Here is a 17,240-nt window from a genome sequence, read left to right as displayed (position 1 = left end):
TCTCGCCGAGACGAAACGTTTTCGCCGCGACCCGTTTCATCGGCTTACTTCGGCGCGCCGTCGTGGATCGGCTGGACGCCGGCTTCCAGCGTTGCCTGGATATCCTCGCGGCTACCCTTCATCGCGCGGATCATGACGTCGGAGTAGACCTTGTGGGTCGCCGCCCAGTTGCGGAAGTAGTAGGCATCATGCACATGCGCTGAATCGAACAGGATCTTGCTCATCTTGACCCAGTTCGGATCCTGCTCGTCGAGAACCTTCCAGACCTTGGTGTTCGGCGGCGGACCGCCGGTCAGGTGCCACTGCTCGATCTGGCCATCGACGTCCGTCATCATGGCGCCAAGCAGCTTCTTGGCAGCAGCCTGCTTCTCCGCATCGATCACCTTGGGGATGGACCAGCCCCAAATATCGATCCAGTTGCGATGGCCGCTGCTGTTCGGGCCCTGCGGGAAGGTCGCGATGCCGACCTTGCCGGCGATCTTCGACTTGTCGGGGTTGTTGAAGTTGCCGAGGAAGGTGGTGTCAGCGACCGTGAAGGCCGCGTCGCCAGCCTGGAAGATGGCGTTGGCCTCGTCGCGCGAATAGGTCGTCATGCCGGGCGGGCTGATCTTGTTGGCATGCAGCGCATCCCACCAGAACTCAGCGGTTTCCTTCTGGCATGCCGACGCCGTCATCGGCTTCCAGCCTGCTTCGCCCATCTTGACGTTGTCACGCTCGTAGAGTGGCTCGTAGATGTCGCAATTATTGTTCCAGAGCGTCCACCAGAAGCTGAAGAACGTATTGGTGTAGGACATGCCGCCGACATAGCCCCAGCGGACCTTGTCTTCTTCCTGCAGCTTCTTGCTGACGGAGACGAGCTGGTCCCAGGTCTTCGGCACCTGGTCTTCCGGCACGAGGTCGGTGCGATAGAAGAAAATGCCGGCCGTGGTGACGATCGGCACGGCCGTCGTCTGGCCTTCCTTGTTGTGGAACGGCTCCAACTGGCCTTCGGCCACGTTGCGGACTTCGGTCACGTCCTCGACGGAGGCGAGATAGCCTTCGAGATCCTGGCCCCAGTCGTCATTGTTCCAGATGATGTCGCACTGGTCGGTCGCGCCGGCGCTCAGCATCTGCGTGATCTTCGGCAGATAGACCGAATAGGAGACTGGCGTCTTGTTCAGCGTGACGCCCTGCTCCTTGGCCCATTTCTCCAGGATCGTGACATTCGCCGCGATCACCGGATGGTTCATGTAGCAGAGATTGAGCGTCGTCTCGGCGCGCGCGCCAACTGCCGACAACGCGGTCAGCGACGACGCCAGCAGCAGCACACGGGCCACCGATCGGCTTAGAATTCTCATGCGTTCCCTCCGCAAGTATCGGCGCCTTGTCGCGCCCTCTTGCCGTGCTGCGGACACAGCACGGCCCTCCGCCGGACGGCACAGCCGCCGGACACCCTGCCTTCATTCATGTCTGTCGAAACCCGGACGACGGGCGGCTCCTCAACCACCTTTGCCGCCGGGGGCAGCGGACGCCGGAGACCCGGCCGCCCTTCTCCGTCGATCTCCCCGATCGAACGGAACACTCGCTCGCAGGCAGCCGAACTCCACGCGCCAGCGCGTCGCGGAAACGACCGGATCGCAGCCCGGCAGCGAGCCGGATTTGCGCATCGCCGCCCTCTGAAATCGTTTTCAGATTGGCGCGCGGCTTTCACGAGGTCAAGCGTCTTTTTTGGACAATCGCGAAGCCAGCTGAGTTCGAGTTGCGGCGATGGACCCCGACATCCAATTCGACGATAGTGACGCCAATCGCTCCGCGGCGGTCCTCGACTGCCCAAAGCCGTGTTCAACGTCCCATGACCAAGAATAAAAACGCCACGCCGACGCCAACACTATCCGACAGCAAGGTGAAACTTGGCGATGTCGCCCGCAAGGCCGGCGTTTCGCCGGCAACGGTCTCGCGCGTCCTGAACCATCCAGAGATCGTCAGCCCGGAACTGCGCGAGCGCGTCTCCCGCGCCGTCACGGCGCTGGCCTATACCCGCGACAGCGCCGGCCGGGCGCTCAAGTCGCGCCGCACCCGCACCCTCGGCGTCGTCGTGCCGACGCTTGGCATCAGCATTTTCGCCGAAGGCGTCGAGGCGATGCAGAACCGGCTGAGCGAGCACGGCTACACGCTGCTGATCGCCAATTCGCAATATGAGGCCCGCCGCGAACTGCAGGAAGTCGCCAGCCTGCTGGAGCACGGCGTTGATGGCCTGGCCCTGGTCGGCGACGCGCAACTCCCTGAAACGCATCAGTTAATTCGCCAGCATGGCGTGCCATACCTGACCACCTACGTCGCCACAGCGCGCGATGAGGTGCAGGCGATCGGCATCGACAATGAGGGCGCGGCGGCCTCCATGGCGCGCTACCTACTCGAGCTCGGCCACCGCCATTTCGGCATCATCGCCAATCTGCCGGAATCGAACGACCGCTCGATGTCGCGCTATCTCGGCATCCGCGCGGCGCTGGCCGAAGCCGACGTGCCCCTGCCCCATTCGCACGTGATCAGCATGAGCCAGACCCTGCAACACGGCCGCCAGGGCCTCCGGCAGCTGATCCAGTCCAATCCCGAGATCACCGCCGTGATGTGCACCACCGACACGCTGGCGATTGGCGCGCTGGCCGAGGCCCGGTCGCTCGGTCTCAAGGTGCCGCAGCACATCTCGATCACCGGCTTCGACGATATCGAGCTGGCGAGCCAGTTCGATCCGCCGCTGACGACGATCAGCGTGCCGGCCAACGAGATCGGCCGCGCCGCCGCCGATCATCTGGTCAATGCGGCGGCCGGCGTGCGGATTCCCGTCATCACCACCCTGCCGCACCGCCTGATCGTCCGCGGCTCGACAGGTCCGGCACCCGGCCTCGTCCGCCGGCCAAAGCTGCACAGAACTGCGGAATAGTCCCCGTCAGGTTCCGCTGAATCGTGCCGGGCGCTTCTCGACGAAGGCGCGCATGCCTTCGCTCTGATCCTCGGTGGTGAAGGCGTGCCGGATGGCATTGCGCTCGACCGCGAGGCCCATGGCGAGTGGCGTTTCATAGGCCGCCAGCACCGCCTCCTTGGCGAGCCTCGCCGCAACCGGCGCCTTGGTCGCGATCGTTGCCGCGACAGCCAAAGCGCGAGTCACCGCCTCGCCGTCCGGACAGATCTCGGCGATCAGCCCCGCCTGCAACGCCGCTTGAGCCGAGATCGGCTCGCCGGTCAGAACCATCAGCATCGTCAAGGACTTGCCGATGGTGCGCGCCAGCCGCTGCGTCGCCCCGTCGCCGGGCAGGATGCCGATATTGATCTCCGGCTGGGCGAAACGGGCGCTCTCCCCGGCAATCGCGATATCGCCGAGCATCGCGAGTTCATGGCCGCCGCCATAGGCGATGCCCTCGATCGCCACGACGATCGGCTTGCGGAATCCCTCGACCACCCGCCAGGCGGCGACGCGCGCGGGGTTGTCGATCGCCGCGAAGCCGTCGCGCTGCATCTCCTTGATATCTGCGCCGGCCGAGAACAGCGCCGGCCCGCCCGCCAGCACGACGCAGCGCACATCGTCATCGAGCGACGCGGCCGTCAGCACCGCGGCCAGTTCCTGCAGCAGGGCGTTGCTCAGCGCGTTGCGCTGCGCCGGCCGGTCGAGGCTCACCTGCAGCACATGGGCGGAGGGTCGCGCGGTCGCGATCAGGGGGGCCAGTATTTCCAAGATTAGAACTCCAAATCCGACGAGATAAAAAAATGCACTTCGTCTCTGAAAACGTTTTCTGATACAGGATGACAAAGCGGCCCTGAGGAGGCAAGTCCGGCGCGTCCGCGCCGGCCTGGAGACCGCGACCGAAACCGGAGGACCCTGCCCGATGTCGACTGCGCCCTTCCACGAAGCTCTCGACCTGCTTGCCGCCAAGCTCATCGAGGACGAGCGAGCCATCGGCGTCGAGTTTCCCTATGTCACCGCCCCGGACGGCGCCTGGCAGACGATGCCCGCCTCGGTCTCGGCCGGCTATACCGGGACCAACTGGAGCCATGGCAACTGGTTCTGCGGCTTCTGGGTCGGCCTGCTGCTCGCGTCCTACCTGCACACCCGCGACGAGAAGTTCCTGACGCTGGCGCGCGAGCGCATGCTTCTGGTCGAGCAGCGCGCCGAGGACGGCAACACGCACGATATCGGTTTCATCTTCCTGAGCTCGGCGATGCCGTTCTACCGGATCACCGGCGAGCGACGCTATCGCGACATCGCGCTGCGCGCCGCCGCCCGCCTGCGCGACCGCCTCGTCGTCACGAGGCAGGGCGCCTACATCTCGTCCTGGGGCCCGATGAGCGATCCGCGCGGTCGCGCCAGCTCGGCGATCGACACCATGGCGAACATCCCCCTGCTCTACTGGGCAGCGACGGAAAGCGGCGATGCGAGCTTCCTGCTCGCCGCCGAGGCGCATGCGCGGATGACCGACCGCGCCTTCACCCGCCCCGACCTGACGCTCTATCACGCTGTCGAATACGACACGACGAGCGGCGATCGGCTGCGCGGCTACACCTATCAGGGCCTGCACGACGAATCGCCCTGGTCGCGCGGCACGGGATGGTCGGTCTACGGACTGGCGGCAACGGCCGGCGCGACCGGAGACAGCCATTATCTCAGCCGTGGCGAGATCGTCGCCGGCAAATGGTTGGATCAACTCGGCGGGGCCATCGTGCCGCCCTGGGATTTCGCCGATACAACGCCAGACGCCCCGCTGGATACGTCAGCGACTGCCATCATGACGGCGGGCTTAATCGACCTGGCGCGGCTGCATCCCGATCCGGCCGCCAAACAGAAATGGCAGCAGACGGCCGAGCGCCTGCTCGCCGGTCTCTGCACGGGCTATCTGGCGACATCGCCTGAGCATCGCGGTCTGTTGACGAAGGGCTGCTATTCGAAGCCCCACAATATCGGCGTGCAGTCGGCAGTCATGTTCGGCGATTATTTCTTCGTCGAAGCCCTTATGCGGGTAACGATGCCCGGAGCCTTCAGCATCCATCACACCCAGCTCGCCGTATAGAGATGACAATGAGCGCGGCAATAGCTGCGCTCCCTACCGAGACTCAGTGCGATATCGATCGTCTGGCGTCAGGACTTGGTCTTTGGAAAAGAGGGGCCCTCTAGAAGTTGGTGCAGGACGTCATTTGGAGTTCATACGGGCTCCTTACCTCGGCTAGACTGACGCTCACGTCGTGCCCTCGATCGAAATCCGGCGCGCCCTGTGCCCTAAGCTCGCGGCCCCAATATACGAAAAGGCGGTAATCGCATGTGGGATTGGTTACCGACGACCCTGCAGAAAAATCCCGAAATCGCCCTCTTCCTCACCGTTGCAATCGGATATCCGCTCGGGACGATCAAATTCCGAGGGTTCGGCCTCGGTGCGGTGACGACAACTCTGCTGGTCGGGATATTGATCGGCCAACTCGACATCCAGATTTCCCAAACCGTCGGATCCGTCTTCTTCCTGATCTTCCTGTTCGCGATCGGCTACGGCGTCGGACCGCAGTTCGTCCGAGGTGTGGCACAGGACGGCGCGCCGCAGGCCCTGTTCGCGATCATCGTTTGCGCGCTGATGCTCGGCACCGCCTATGGCGTGGCACGCCTCGCAGGCTATGACGTGGGCTTTGGCGCGGGCCTGTTCGCCGGGGCTGCCACCGCGTCCTCGGCCCTCGGCCTGTCGACAAGCGCCATCGGTCGCCTGGGCCTCTCCGCCGAAGAGACGCGATCCATGGTTGGCGCAATCTCGACCGCCTTCGCCATGACCTACATCTTCGGCACGGTCGGCCCGATCCTCATCATTTCGCAGATCGGCCCGCGATTGCTACGCATCGACCTTCCAGCCGTATGCCGCGCCTACGAGACCCGCATGGGCGGGACCAGTCGCAGCGTCGGCACGTCCTGGCACCACTACATCATCCGCACCTATCGACTGTCGGCGGACGCTCCACAGGTCGGCAAGACCGTCGGCGAGGCAGAAGCCGGCATGCAGGCCCGGATGTTCTTCGACCGGATCCGCCGCGGCGATCAGGTGATCGATGCGAATGAAAGCACCATCCTCAAGGCCGACGACATCGTCAGCATTGCTGGAGCCCGTGGCAACTTCAAAGCGCATTTCACAACCGGCGTCGAGGAAGTGGAAGACCCTGAAATGCTCGACATGCCAACGGAGGGCATCGACGTCGTGGTTACCCGTCGCGCCTATGACGGCAAGACACTGGCCGATCTTGCGCGCCTCGACGTGACCCATGGGATCTTTCTCACCCGTATCCGGCGCGGCGCTTCCGGCACGGAAATCCCGATCCTGCCGCAAACGCAGATCCATCGCGGCGACGTGCTGACCGTGATCGGGCGCCCGCAAAAGATCCGAACCGCGATCAAAGCCATCGGCCGGGCAGACTTTTCCACCAAGGAGACGGATATCTCGTCCGTGTTCCTCGCCATCGCAATAGGCGCCCTGATCGGTATTCCGATGATCAGCGTGGACGGCCTGCCGCTGACCCTTTCCATGGCCGGCGGCGTGCTGATCGCGGGCATCATCGCCGGCTGGCAGCGCTCCGTGCATCCGACTTTCGGCCATGTGCCTCCGCCGGTCATCTGGTTCATGAACGCCGTGGGCCTCAACGTCTTCATCGCCGTCATCGGCATTTCGTCCGGCCCGAGTTTTGTCGCCGGCGTGCAGCAGGTTGGCGTGAGCCTGTTTCTCTGGGGCATGGTGGTGACGACGATCCCCACCGTGGCCGCGCTGCTGCTGGCGAAATATGTCTTCCGTTTCGACGATGCCTTGGTGCTTGGCTGCTGTGCGGGCGCTTGCGCCTCGACGCCGGCGCTCGGCATGATCTCCGACCAGGCCCGCAGCCAGGTGCCCGCGCTCGGCTACACGGTGCCTTACGCCATATCCAACACACTGCTCACCATCGGTGGCATCATCATCGTGCTGTTGATGAAATAGGCGATCTCGCCACCGCGGCGGGCATGAGGGTCAGTGGGTAAGATAGAAGACCCAGCCGACCGCCATCGCCAGGCAGATGATCGAGGTCGGCAAGCCGGCTTTGGCAAATTCGGTGAAGCTCAAGGTGATGCCGCGCTTGCGGCATTCCTCGGCGACGATAATGCCCACGAGGCTGCCGAAGATCACTGCGCTCGACGAGAAGCTGGTACCCAGCGCAATCGCCGCGCCAAGGGCTTCCGGTTGCTGCGCGCCCCCGATGAAGGGCGCCACCAGCATGACGGCGGGGTTGTTGCCGACAATATTGCTCAGCACCGTCATGACGCCCAGCATCGACATGGGATCGTGCAGGTCCAGGCCAACATCACGGAGGCCGGTCAGCAGATGCTGCGTCAGGCCCGTGGCCGTCAGGGTCGCGTTGACGACGAAGAGGCCGAACAGCAGGATCAAAAGGTCGCCGTTCACATGATGCAGCAGATTGGCCGAGGCCATGCGGCGGCTGACGAGCAGCACGCTGGCGCCGGCGAGCGCGATCAGCATGTGTGGCCAGTCCGTGAAAATGAAGAGACCGATCACCACGACGGCGACGATCGCCGCCTTGATCGTCTCCCCCCGATTGAACTCGACCGGCGGCGTGGCAACCGCCTCCGTCCCCGTTTTGACGGGATCCGGCACGACCGACAATTCCCACCGCCCGCGATAGCACAGCACGATGACGACCCAGATCACCGGCAGGCCGACCAACGCCGGCAGAGCCGCGGCCCGCATGAAGCCGACAAAGGAGAGGTCGAGCGCCTGCGCGACGATCATATTCTGAGGGCTGCCGATCAGCGTCGCGGCGGAGGCGAAGTTGGCGGCAAAGCAGAAGCCGAGCAAGAACGGCAAGGGATTGAGCCGGCGCTGCAGGCAGATGGAGCAGAAGACGGGCGTCATGGCTACCGCCACCACATCCTTGTTCAGCAGCGCCGCCATCACGCCGGAGACGGCGATCAGAATTGCCAGAAGCCCCTTCGGGCCGACGTCGATCGAACCGACGCTTTGCGCCACCCGGTCATAAAAGCCAGCGACCATGAAGGCGGCTGAAACCACCATCAGTCCGAAGAGCAGACCAATGGTGCGGTAGTCGACGGCAGCCCAGGCGGCGGCTGGAGAAATCTCCCCCGCCGCGATCAGGATCATCGCACCGACCACGGCGGCACCGGTCCTGTCGAGGCGGAAGCCCGGCAGATGACCAAGGGCCATGGCGAAGTAGACAAGGATGAAAATCGCGATCGTGAAGTCCATGGTGGCGTCGTCCGACCCGCTCGTTGGGCCGTACGAACACAGCCACGTCCCTAATGTATGAGGCCGATCGCGCATCGCGATCGACCCTTCGGCGGCGCCGATGCGGGCCGCGCCTTCACAAATGTAGCAAGAGGCGGCCCAAGGGCCGCCTCCTCGCCCGGAAGGCTATTCCGAGATCTTGCGATCCATGTTCCAGAGATTGTAGGCCCGCTCGCCGACCATCGCTTCGTCGAGGCCGTTTATCTGCTCGTCCTCCGGCACGCGCATCTTGCCGGTCATGTCGAGTACCTTGAGGATGATGGTTGTCACAATCGCGGCGTAGGCGGCGACGATCACGACGGCCAGGGCCTGCACACCGAGCTGGTAGAAGCCGGCAGAGACCTTGTTGATGCTGGAGCTTGCCAGGACGCCGATCAGCAGCGCGCCGGTCATGCCGCCGACGCCATGGGCCCGCCAGACTTCCAGCGTGTCGTCAATCTTCAGCCAGCTCTGGACATATTTCGCATGGTAGCAGGCCGTCGCGCCGACCGCGCCGATCAGCAGGGCCGACATGGGTTCGACATAGCCGGCTGCCGGCGTGATGGTCGCGAGACCGGCGACCGCTCCAACCAGGACGCCCGAGAAGGATGGACGCCTGGTTTCGCGCCATTCCCAGAACATCCAGACCAGCATGGCAATCGAACCGGCCAGCATGGTGTTGGTGAAAGCGTAGGCCGCGAGAGCATTGGCCGCATAGGCTCCGCCGGCGTTGAAGCCAAACCAGCCGAACCACAGCAAGCCCGCCCCCAGCGCCACCAATGGGAGGTTGGCAGGCAAGGTTTCCTTTTCACCGACCGACACCTTCCGCTTGCCGAGGTAACGCGCCGTCGCGAGCGCGGAGAAGCCTGCCGCGGTGTGGATGACGATGCCGCCAGCAAAGTCGACGACGCCAAGCTTCGCGAGGAAGCCACCACCCCAGACCCAATGGGCCGCCGGGAGATAGATGAGGATGGTCCACAGGGCGATGAAGAAGAGATAAGCGCCGAACTGGATTCGTCCGACAAAGGCGCCCGTCATCAGAGCCGGCGTGATGATGGCGAACATCATCTGGTAGGCAAAGACCATGATGAACGGAATGTTTGGGGCATAGGTGGGATTGGGCTCTATGCCGACGTGATACATGCCGAAATAGGGGCGGATGTCGCCGATGACGCCGCCGATATCCGGGCCAAAGGCCAGGCTGAAACCGCCGAACACCCAGATCAGTCCAACGACGCCGATGCAGACGAAGTTCTGTATCATGATCGACAGCATGTCGCGCTGCCTGACCAGGCCTCCGTAGAACAGAGCAAGCGCCGGCGTCATCATGCAAACAAGCGCCGTACAGATCAGAATAAAGGCGGTATCGCCCGAATTGATGGCTTGCATCGGCTTTCCTTTACGAGTGAATGGCCGGCCTCCGGAGCGGGCGCCGCGAGAGAGGATGCGCGCTTGCGCCGATACTAGATCGACTTCTTGGCCTCGTAGGCCATGTGGTCCTTCACTGCCTTGTGCGGATGCGGGGCCATAAGCTTCTTCGGCGCGATGAACAGATACATCGTCAGCACGTAGGGGGCGGTGAAGCTAGGCAGGCCAGACGGTGCCACGATCACGTCGAGTGCGCCCTGCACGAACACCGTCGTCACGGTGGCAAGGACGGCATAGAGGGCCACTTTCACTGACGGCTTGAGGAAAATCACGCCGACCGCGAGAGCGGTCAGGACCGGGCTGAAACCGTAGAGTCCCTGGCTGACGATCGCCGGGTCGGCGGCCATGCCTACCGCGACGATGATCGCGATGATGGAACCCGCGACGACGGCAATGCCAGCCGGGATCGAAGCAATGAAGATGCCGGCAAGGATGATCGCGCCGCTGACGGCGCTACCCAGCAGATATACTTGCCCGATATTGCGGAAGAATATTTCCACGAGCTCATTGAGGGGCGGGATCGTCACCAGATGCGGCCCAAAGGCGGAAGCGAGCTTCGGCGCTTCTCCGGCGACCTCGAGCCCGCCGAAGGAGTAGGCCCCCGCCACCATCAGCCAACCGGTGAGGACGAACGGACCGGTCGATCCGGGAATGCCCCAGCTATTGGTCAAGGTGGCGCTGAAGGCAGCGGTTAGAACCGTGCTCGCGGCGGCGCCGACAACAACGTAAACCCAGAGCTGTGGCGAGACCGCGATGAAAGTCGGCAGGGCGGCGCCGACCAGGACTCCGTTGAAGCCGAATAGGCCCTGGCCGATCGAATCCTCGTCGCACTCCAGAACGATCGCCGTCAGCGTCGCGACAACGACACCGATCGCGGCGCCGATCGTTGTTGCCCAGACGCCCGATACGTAGGACGCGTAGGCCATGGCGACGAAGAAAAGAACGCCTGTCAGGGCATTCTGCATAAAAAAGACCTGGCTCGTCCCACGCAGGCACGCCGTCAGAAAGTCGCTCTTCTTGTCCGCCATCGCTGGTTCACCCCCCAATCAACGCCAAAGAAATTCTTCCGGCAGAGTCCGTCCCCGCACTTCCTCGCGCACGATGCGCCAGAAGCGACGAACCTCATTGCGGACGTCGTAGGATTCGACCCCGACAACGCGCAGCATCAAGCCGGCAGCGTTGGGCAACCGGGACACACCGGAGATCGCGCGCGGCGACTCCGCTTCGAAATTGGTCGCGAAGCGCTCTTTGATCCGCGTGGCGATCTCTGGCGGTGTCAGGCAAATCACATTCGCGAAGGCGTCGAAGCCGCGCATCACCGCCGCGAAATCGACCGTCGGATCCCCCTTCTCGACCAGGAACTTCTCCGTGAAAAGCTTCCTTCCGTCGGGCCGACGAACCGAGACGGTCATCGACAGCAGGTCCAGGCCGAACCGCTCGTCGACATGGTGATGCTTGCGACCGGCAAGGATCATCTCGCCGTAGAGAAGCGTGGCGTCCTCGGCAACGACGACATCGGTCTGATTGATGTAACGCGAGCCCCGATAGGCGATCGTGAAGTCCGGGAGATATTCGAGATAGGCCCCGGCTTCGAGCGTGACCGTCTGGTACTGGGAGGCGTAGTTCGCGTCCATCTGATGAACGCGATTGGCGCTCTGCGAGGTCACCTGGGCGCAGGCGCCCTCGCCTACCGATATGTCGATCTTGTAGCGGTCGCCCTGCAGGATACCGCCGCCGACCGATATGATCGCGCAGATCGGCAACTCGGGCATCGCCTCGTCCCAGTACAACGCCTGCTGCACGAGCAACGGCGCCATCCGGTAGAGATCGTGCAGGATGGAGCGGCCGTTTCGCATCGAGAAACCGAGGCGAAGCTCACCCACCTTGCCATGCGCCGCCGCACGCATTTGCGCAGGCTGCGTGTGAAAATCACGCAGTTCGCGAGCCCCGTCGAGGCGGCCGAGCCGCTCGTGAAGTGTCATGGCTTCATGCACTCGCCGCAGCCGGAGGAGTCACCTTCACGTCGAACAGCGCCATATCGAGAATGAGCTGGATCAGGTCATCGACGCCTTCACCGGTCTTGCAGTTGGTGAAGATGAACGGCTTCTTGCCGCGCATCAGCTTGGAGTCACGGTCCATGACCTCAAGGCTGGCGCCGACATAAGGCGCGAGATCCTTCTTGTTGATGATCAGGATGTCCGACTGGCAGACGCCGGCGCCGTTCTTGCGCGGGATCTTGTCACCTGCCGCGACATCGATCACGTAGATGAAAAAGTCCGCGAGCGCCGGGCTGAAGGTCAGCGTCAGGTTATCGCCGCCGGATTCGATCAGGATCACATCGCTGTCGGGGTATTTTTCCTCGAGTTCCTCGACAGCCGCGATGTTCATCGAGGGGTCCTCGCGCACGGCGGTATGCGGACATGCGCCCGTCTCCACCCCGACGATCTTCTCCTCGATCAGAACACCCTTGAGAGTGCGGCGCACCTGCTTGGCGTCTTCGGTCGTCACCACGTCATTGGTGATGATCAGGGGCTTGATGCCCATGTTGATCAGGAGCGGTGTGATGGCCTCGATAACCGCGGTCTTGCCGGAGCCGACGGGGCCGCCAATGCCGATACGCGTGATTTTCTTCATATCCGGTTCCTCTGCCAATGCCGGGTTCAGTTCATGAACAGCCGGACATGGGTTGTCGTATGGTGGGCGACGAGCACATCGAAGATCGGCGCGAACGCCGACATCTCATCGAGGGACAGATCGCGCACGGCAAGGTAGTCGTCCTGGACGCGCTCCTGCGCCTTGAACAGGATGCGCTGCGTATCGATGTGATCGATCCGCATCAGCCTGACCGCGGCGCTGAGGATCATCGACGACACGCCATATTGATGCATGACGAAGGCTTCGACCTCGGTCGCGCCGACATGAGCCAGCGCAATCGCCTGGCCGATTGGAAAGCAGCCGGGCGTGACGCCTGCCTTGATATCGGCGAGCCAGCGCTCCAGCACGGGTGAGTGGGTGATCTTCAGCACGAGTTCGGCCAGCTTCTTGCCGACCCGCGTCAGCATCAGCTGCTGCTCCTCGCCCACGCGACGGCAAAGCAACTCGCTGTCCGCATCAAGGATGCCCTGGTAGTCTCCGGCGAGAACCGCGCGATGGGCGTGAAGAAGTGCAACGCCGTCCATCCGTGCTGCCTGACGCAAGACCAACTCGACATATTGCAGGAGGCTGTCCGGATCCGTGACGACCTGGGTCTGAATGGCCGATTCCAGACCATTCGAAAACGCGAAGGATCCGATCGGTAGCGTCGAGTCAGAAAATTGCAGCAGGCGTGCCAGACGCACCATGTCGAGCGATGCGATCGGCGTCCTTGTCTCGTCGTCAGCCATCACGTTCCCGAGGAATGCTTGTGATTGTGCGTATGGCCGTGATCATGATTGTGATCATCGGAATGATTGGGACCATGATCGTGGCTGTGACCGTCGCCATGATCGTGGTCGTGGTCGTGACCGTGGGAATGCGAGTGGCTGTCGCTATGCAGGTCGCGATGATGATGCGGCGTCGCGTCGGCGCCGGCGAACAACATCCGGACTTCCTTGGCGTCCAGCTTCGCAGCGATCTCCTCGCCCGGTGCGAAATGGGTTTTGACATGGGCGAAGGCATGCGTGCGCATGACCGAAGCCATCACCTTCTGGTCGACCGACAGCGGCACATAGACGGTTGAACCCTTGATAACCGCAGGCCAATGCTGATTGCCGAGGCCGTGTCCGAGCTCGAAGCAAGTGCGCAGGATTTCGAGAGGCGACAGCGTCTCCAGTCCCTCGAGTTCGATCACGAGGACTTGCTTCAGCGCGATACGGGCGACAACGATTACCCCCCTATCGGCGTCGTAGTGGAGCACGTCGTCATTGTGGAGGTGCTCTGAACGCGGCAGGGAGATCGCGAGTTCGACGCCGCCCTCGCTCGCCTTGCGCAGGCGATTCTTCGGCGCTTCCCACTGTTCCAGAACCAGGGGATCGATTTCGACGCTCCGAGCGCGTTCCCGCCAGACGGGATCGCTGAGATTGCCGAGCTTATTTTCGACGAGAATCATTCGTGTCTCCAAACAAACTTGGTGCTCAAGCGGCGCGGGTCCGCTTGGCGTCGCGAATACCGAACAAGATGGCAGCATAGCCGGCCACGAGGCTCGCTACGATGTAGAGCATCTCCAGTCCGAACTGGCCGGCGCCGCCATCTCGGAAAAGGCTCATAAAACGTGAGAACGTCGCTGCTTGAACCGACATGAGCGAACTACCTCAGGCCTTTGCCAGCGCTACGCCCGCGACCGCCGCGATCAACCCCGCCAGCACGGACGAAACGAGCAAGCGCATGGCGGCGCCCCTCGGCCATCTGCACGGCATCGAGTTGCATGGAACCGAAGGTCGTGTAGCGGCCAGGAGTACCGGTGATATCGAGCGAGGATATCACGTCGCCAAACCGCTGCTGTAGCGAAAGCGTGTGGGAATCCTGGAACCAAGGAGATGCCCGATCTGCCGGCGGAGCAGCGACCCGATACCGCCGCCCAGGCAGACCCAAATGACGTCGATCGCTCTCACAGTGCCACCATGCATGAAGATGCGGAGGACCAGTCGTCCTCCGCATTCCGAATTGGCTCAGCTGAAGAAGTACAACTGTCCGAGCGGGACGCGCTTTGCGGGCTCGATCGTGGCGTGTCTGCCATTGACCGTGACCGCGAAGGTTTCGGGATTTACCTCGATCTCCGGCAGGGTGCTGTTGCGGATCATCGAGCCCTTGCTGATCGCACGCGTACCGTAGACCGGCATGACCTGCGACTTCAGTTCGTAGCGATCGACGATGCCATCATCATAGGCGGCGCGCGAGGTGAAGGTAACGCGGGTCTTGGGCAGAGCCGAGCCCTGTGCGCCGAACATCGGGCGGTAGATGACAGGCTGTGGCGTCGGCAACGAGGCATTCGGGTCGCCCATCAGCGCCCAGGAGATCATGCCGCCCTTGATCACCATCTTCGGCTTAGCACCAAAGAAAGCAGGCTCCCAAAGCACGAGATCCGCCATCTTGCCGATACCGATCGAGCCGATGACGTGACTGACGCCCTGCGCGATGGCGGGGTTGATCGTCACCTTGGCGACGAAGCGCAGAACGCGCTCATTGTCGTTGCCGGATTTGTCACCCTCATAGGCACCGGCGCGCTGCTTCATCAGGTCCGCCGTCTGGATGGTTCGCATCCAGTTCTCCCCGACGCGACCCATGGCCTGGCTGTCGCTGGAGAGGATCGAGATCGCCCCGAGATCATGCAGCACGTTCTCTGCAGCGATGGTCTCGACACGCACGCGGCTCTCTGCAAAAGCGACGTCGGTCGGGATCTTCGGGCTGAGATTGTGACAGATCATCGTCATGTCGAACAATTCGGCCTGCGAATTGATTCCGAAGGGCAAGGTCGGATTGGTCGAGCTCGGAATGACATTGGAAACGCCGGCTACACGAATGATGTCCGGAGCATGGCCGCCGCCGGCGCCTTCCGTGTGGTAGGTATGGATCGTCCGGCCTTCGAACGCGGCGATCGTATTCTCGACGAAACCGGCTTCGTTCAGCGTGTCCGTGTGAATGCAGACCTGGATGTCGTAATTGTCAGCGACCGTCAGCGCCGCCCGGATCGCGGCCGGCGTGGAACCCCAATCCTCATGGATCTTGAGGCCCATGGCGCCAGCGTGGAGCTGTTCTTCCATAGGCAGCAGCGAGGAGCAATTGCCCTTGCCCAGCACGCCCGCATTGACCGGCCACCCGTCGAAGGAGCGGAGCATCATCTCGATGTTCCACGTACCCGGGGTGATCGTGGTGCCGTTCGTGCCGTCCGACGGTCCTATGCCGCCGCCGAACAGCGTCGTGACGCCGTTGCTGAGCGCGGCCTGGGCCTGCTGTGGCGAGATGAAGTGGACGTGCGCATCGATGCCGCCGGCGGTAAGGATCAGGTGCTCGCCCGAGATTGCGTCCGTACCTGCACCAAGCGCCAGACCGGCTGTCACGCCCGACATCGTCGAGGGATTGCCAGCCTTGCCGATAGCGCAGATCAGGCCATTCTTGATGCCGACATCCGCCTTGATGACGCCCTGCACGGCATCGAGGATCGTGACGTTGGTGATGACGAGGTCCGGCGCCCCGGCGGAGCTGGTCAGCTCGTTGTCGAAGCCCATGCCGTCGCGCAGCGTCTTGCCGCCGCCATACACGGCTTCCTCGCCATAGACGCGCAGATCCTTCTCGATCTCGATATAGAGATCGGTATCACCCAGCCGGATCTTGTCGCCCGTCGTCGGGCCGTACAAGTCCGAGTACTGCTGCCTCGAAATCTTTGCCATCTCAAAATTCCGTTCTGTTGGGTTGGGACGACAAACTAGGACTTGTTCTTGAATCCGTAGCGCTCGATGCGCTCCATGGCATCGGCCAGGCGCGGACGGTAATCGTCATAGTTCTCGTCGCCGACCCAACCATTGACCAGACCGTTGAAGCCCAGCACGCGCTGCTTGCCCTGGTACGGAACGAGGGTGACTTCCTTCTCGTCGCCAGGCTCGAAGCGCTGCGCCGTTGTCGCCGGAATGTTGAGACGTTTCCCGAAAGCCTGCTCCCGATCGAATTCGAGCGAGGCGTTCACTTCGAAGAAATGATAGTGCGATCCGACCTGGATCGGTCGATCGCCGGTATTGCGGACTTTCAATGTCGTCGTGGGATAGCCCGCATTGATCTCGATATCGCCCTTACCAAGGACCAAGCCCCCGACAGGCGCCTTCTTCTGATCTGAGCTCATCGAAGCCCCCCCTGTTCGGTACTACTTGATCGGATCGTGGACAGTGACGAGACGGCTGCCGTCCGTGAAGACCGCTTCCACCTGGACATAGGGGATCATCTCGACGACGCCTTCCATGACGTCATCGCGGGTGATCGTCTTGCTGGCGGACTCCATGACCTCTTCCAGGGTCTTGCCGGCGCGTGCGCCCTCAAGAGCAGCCACCGAGATCAACGACACGGTCTCGGGATGGTTGAGCTTTAGCCCCTGATCTTTCCGTCGCTGCGCCACCTGAGCGAGCGTGTAGATGAGAAGCTTATCAATCTCGCGGGGAGTAAAATGCATGTGTCGCTCCAAAACGGACGGGAATCATCTTGTCCTTCAACCGCATCCGATGCAGGCCATCCTGCAACGAATAAAGATGAGAATCTATTTCCACGCAAGGCGCTAGGCAGCTCGAAGTGCCCCGCTTTCCGCATCATCCTCGGTCGAATTGAAGTCAAAACCGGCCGAAACCTAGGACAAGACGCGAGAATTCACGCACGACAACCCTCGATTCCAAACACAGCCATAGCGCGACTCAATTGCAGATTGAGACAAATCCCGCCCTCCCGTCCTCGCTCACCGACACAGCGGTCCAGCTCCCTTCACCGGCCGGGGTGGTGGACTTGACGATTTCACCGGGCGATTTTGGTGGGCACCGTCTACAAGAACAGGCTCAACGCGTGAGCCGCGATCTCTCCGGTGCGCCAACG

General features: G+C 62.6%; 17 protein-coding genes. 4 read left to right on the top strand and 13 right to left on the bottom strand.

Annotated elements, in window-relative coordinates; translation table 11 throughout:
* Positions 1-44: 44 nt before the first annotated feature.
* Entirely contained in the window at positions 45-1,337 is a 1,293-nt protein-coding gene (locus OSH12_RS22985) for an ABC transporter substrate-binding protein (protein ID WP_266345971.1), read from the bottom strand.
* Between the two features lie 494 nt (positions 1,338-1,831).
* Here OSH12_RS22985 and OSH12_RS22980 point away from each other — a divergent pair, with 494 nt between their 5' ends.
* Entirely contained in the window at positions 1,832-2,920 is a 1,089-nt protein-coding gene (locus OSH12_RS22980) for a LacI family DNA-binding transcriptional regulator (protein ID WP_266345970.1), read from the top strand.
* Positions 2,921-2,926: 6 nt separating this feature from the next.
* Here OSH12_RS22980 and OSH12_RS22975 read toward each other — a convergent pair whose 3' ends face one another.
* Positions 2,927-3,709: an enoyl-CoA hydratase-related protein gene (locus OSH12_RS22975; RefSeq protein WP_266345969.1), complete on the bottom strand. Its 783-nt coding sequence runs from the start codon at positions 3,707-3,709 to the stop codon at positions 2,927-2,929.
* Positions 3,710-3,860: 151 nt separating this feature from the next.
* On the opposite strand from OSH12_RS22975, the gene OSH12_RS22970 reads away from it, so the two are divergent.
* Together OSH12_RS22970 and aspT are read left to right on the top strand one after the other, a co-directional pair.
* Entirely contained in the window at positions 3,861-5,039 is a 1,179-nt protein-coding gene (locus OSH12_RS22970; RefSeq protein ID WP_266345968.1) for a glycoside hydrolase family 88 protein, read from the top strand.
* A gap of 246 nt (positions 5,040-5,285) precedes the next feature.
* Complete coding sequence (gene aspT / locus OSH12_RS22965) at positions 5,286-6,968, top strand: aspartate-alanine antiporter (protein WP_266345967.1); 1,683 nt, start codon at positions 5,286-5,288, stop codon at positions 6,966-6,968.
* 30 nt (positions 6,969-6,998) lie between these two features.
* Here aspT and OSH12_RS22960 read toward each other — a convergent pair whose 3' ends face one another.
* From OSH12_RS22960 to OSH12_RS22925, 8 genes are all read right to left on the bottom strand, one after another.
* Positions 6,999-8,249 carry an ArsB/NhaD family transporter gene (locus tag OSH12_RS22960; protein ID WP_266345966.1) on the bottom strand — a complete coding sequence of 417 codons (1,251 nt, stop codon included), beginning with the start codon at positions 8,247-8,249 and terminating at the stop codon, positions 6,999-7,001.
* A 165-nt stretch (positions 8,250-8,414) separates the two neighbouring features.
* Entirely contained in the window at positions 8,415-9,656 is a 1,242-nt protein-coding gene (locus OSH12_RS22955; RefSeq protein ID WP_266345965.1) for an ammonium transporter, read from the bottom strand.
* A gap of 74 nt (positions 9,657-9,730) precedes the next feature.
* The gene (gene yut / locus OSH12_RS22950) at positions 9,731-10,723 is read right to left on the bottom strand and encodes an urea transporter (RefSeq protein WP_266345964.1); all 993 of its coding nucleotides are present in this window, start codon (positions 10,721-10,723) and stop codon (positions 9,731-9,733) included.
* An 18-nt stretch (positions 10,724-10,741) separates the two neighbouring features.
* Complete coding sequence (locus tag OSH12_RS22945) at positions 10,742-11,677, bottom strand: urease accessory protein UreD (protein WP_266345963.1); 936 nt, start codon at positions 11,675-11,677, stop codon at positions 10,742-10,744.
* A 4-nt stretch (positions 11,678-11,681) separates the two neighbouring features.
* Positions 11,682-12,329, bottom strand: coding sequence for an urease accessory protein UreG (gene ureG, locus OSH12_RS22940; protein ID WP_266345962.1), 648 nt, complete (start codon positions 12,327-12,329; stop codon positions 11,682-11,684).
* Between the two features lie 26 nt (positions 12,330-12,355).
* The gene (locus OSH12_RS22935) at positions 12,356-13,036 is read right to left on the bottom strand and encodes an urease accessory protein UreF (protein WP_323180717.1); all 681 of its coding nucleotides are present in this window, start codon (positions 13,034-13,036) and stop codon (positions 12,356-12,358) included.
* Positions 13,037-13,077: 41 nt separating this feature from the next.
* Positions 13,078-13,782: an urease accessory protein UreE gene (gene ureE / locus OSH12_RS22930; RefSeq protein WP_266345960.1), complete on the bottom strand. Its 705-nt coding sequence runs from the start codon at positions 13,780-13,782 to the stop codon at positions 13,078-13,080.
* A 25-nt stretch (positions 13,783-13,807) separates the two neighbouring features.
* Complete coding sequence (locus tag OSH12_RS22925) at positions 13,808-13,939, bottom strand: CrcB family protein (protein WP_266345959.1); 132 nt, start codon at positions 13,937-13,939, stop codon at positions 13,808-13,810.
* 31 nt (positions 13,940-13,970) lie between these two features.
* Here OSH12_RS22925 and OSH12_RS22920 point away from each other — a divergent pair, with 31 nt between their 5' ends.
* Positions 13,971-14,177 carry a hypothetical protein gene (locus OSH12_RS22920; RefSeq protein ID WP_266345958.1) on the top strand — a complete coding sequence of 69 codons (207 nt, stop codon included), beginning with the start codon at positions 13,971-13,973 and terminating at the stop codon, positions 14,175-14,177.
* A gap of 164 nt (positions 14,178-14,341) precedes the next feature.
* On the opposite strand, the gene OSH12_RS22915 is transcribed toward OSH12_RS22920, so the two are convergent.
* The 3 genes from OSH12_RS22915 to OSH12_RS22905 are packed head-to-tail and all read right to left on the bottom strand — an operon-like array spanning position 14,342 to position 16,830.
* A complete protein-coding gene (locus tag OSH12_RS22915; RefSeq protein WP_266345957.1) occupies positions 14,342-16,060 on the bottom strand; it encodes an urease subunit alpha in 1,719 nt (572 codons plus the stop codon).
* A gap of 35 nt (positions 16,061-16,095) precedes the next feature.
* Entirely contained in the window at positions 16,096-16,506 is a 411-nt protein-coding gene (locus tag OSH12_RS22910; protein ID WP_266345956.1) for an urease subunit beta, read from the bottom strand.
* 21 nt (positions 16,507-16,527) lie between these two features.
* Positions 16,528-16,830, bottom strand: coding sequence for an urease subunit gamma (locus OSH12_RS22905; protein WP_266345955.1), 303 nt, complete (start codon positions 16,828-16,830; stop codon positions 16,528-16,530).
* Between the last annotated feature and the right edge of the window lie 410 nt (positions 16,831-17,240).

The sequence above is a fragment of the Kaistia terrae genome (assembly GCF_026344005.1).
GTDB lineage: Bacteria > Pseudomonadota > Alphaproteobacteria > Rhizobiales > Kaistiaceae > Kaistia > Kaistia terrae.
This window is presented reverse-complemented; position numbering and strand designations above follow the sequence as displayed.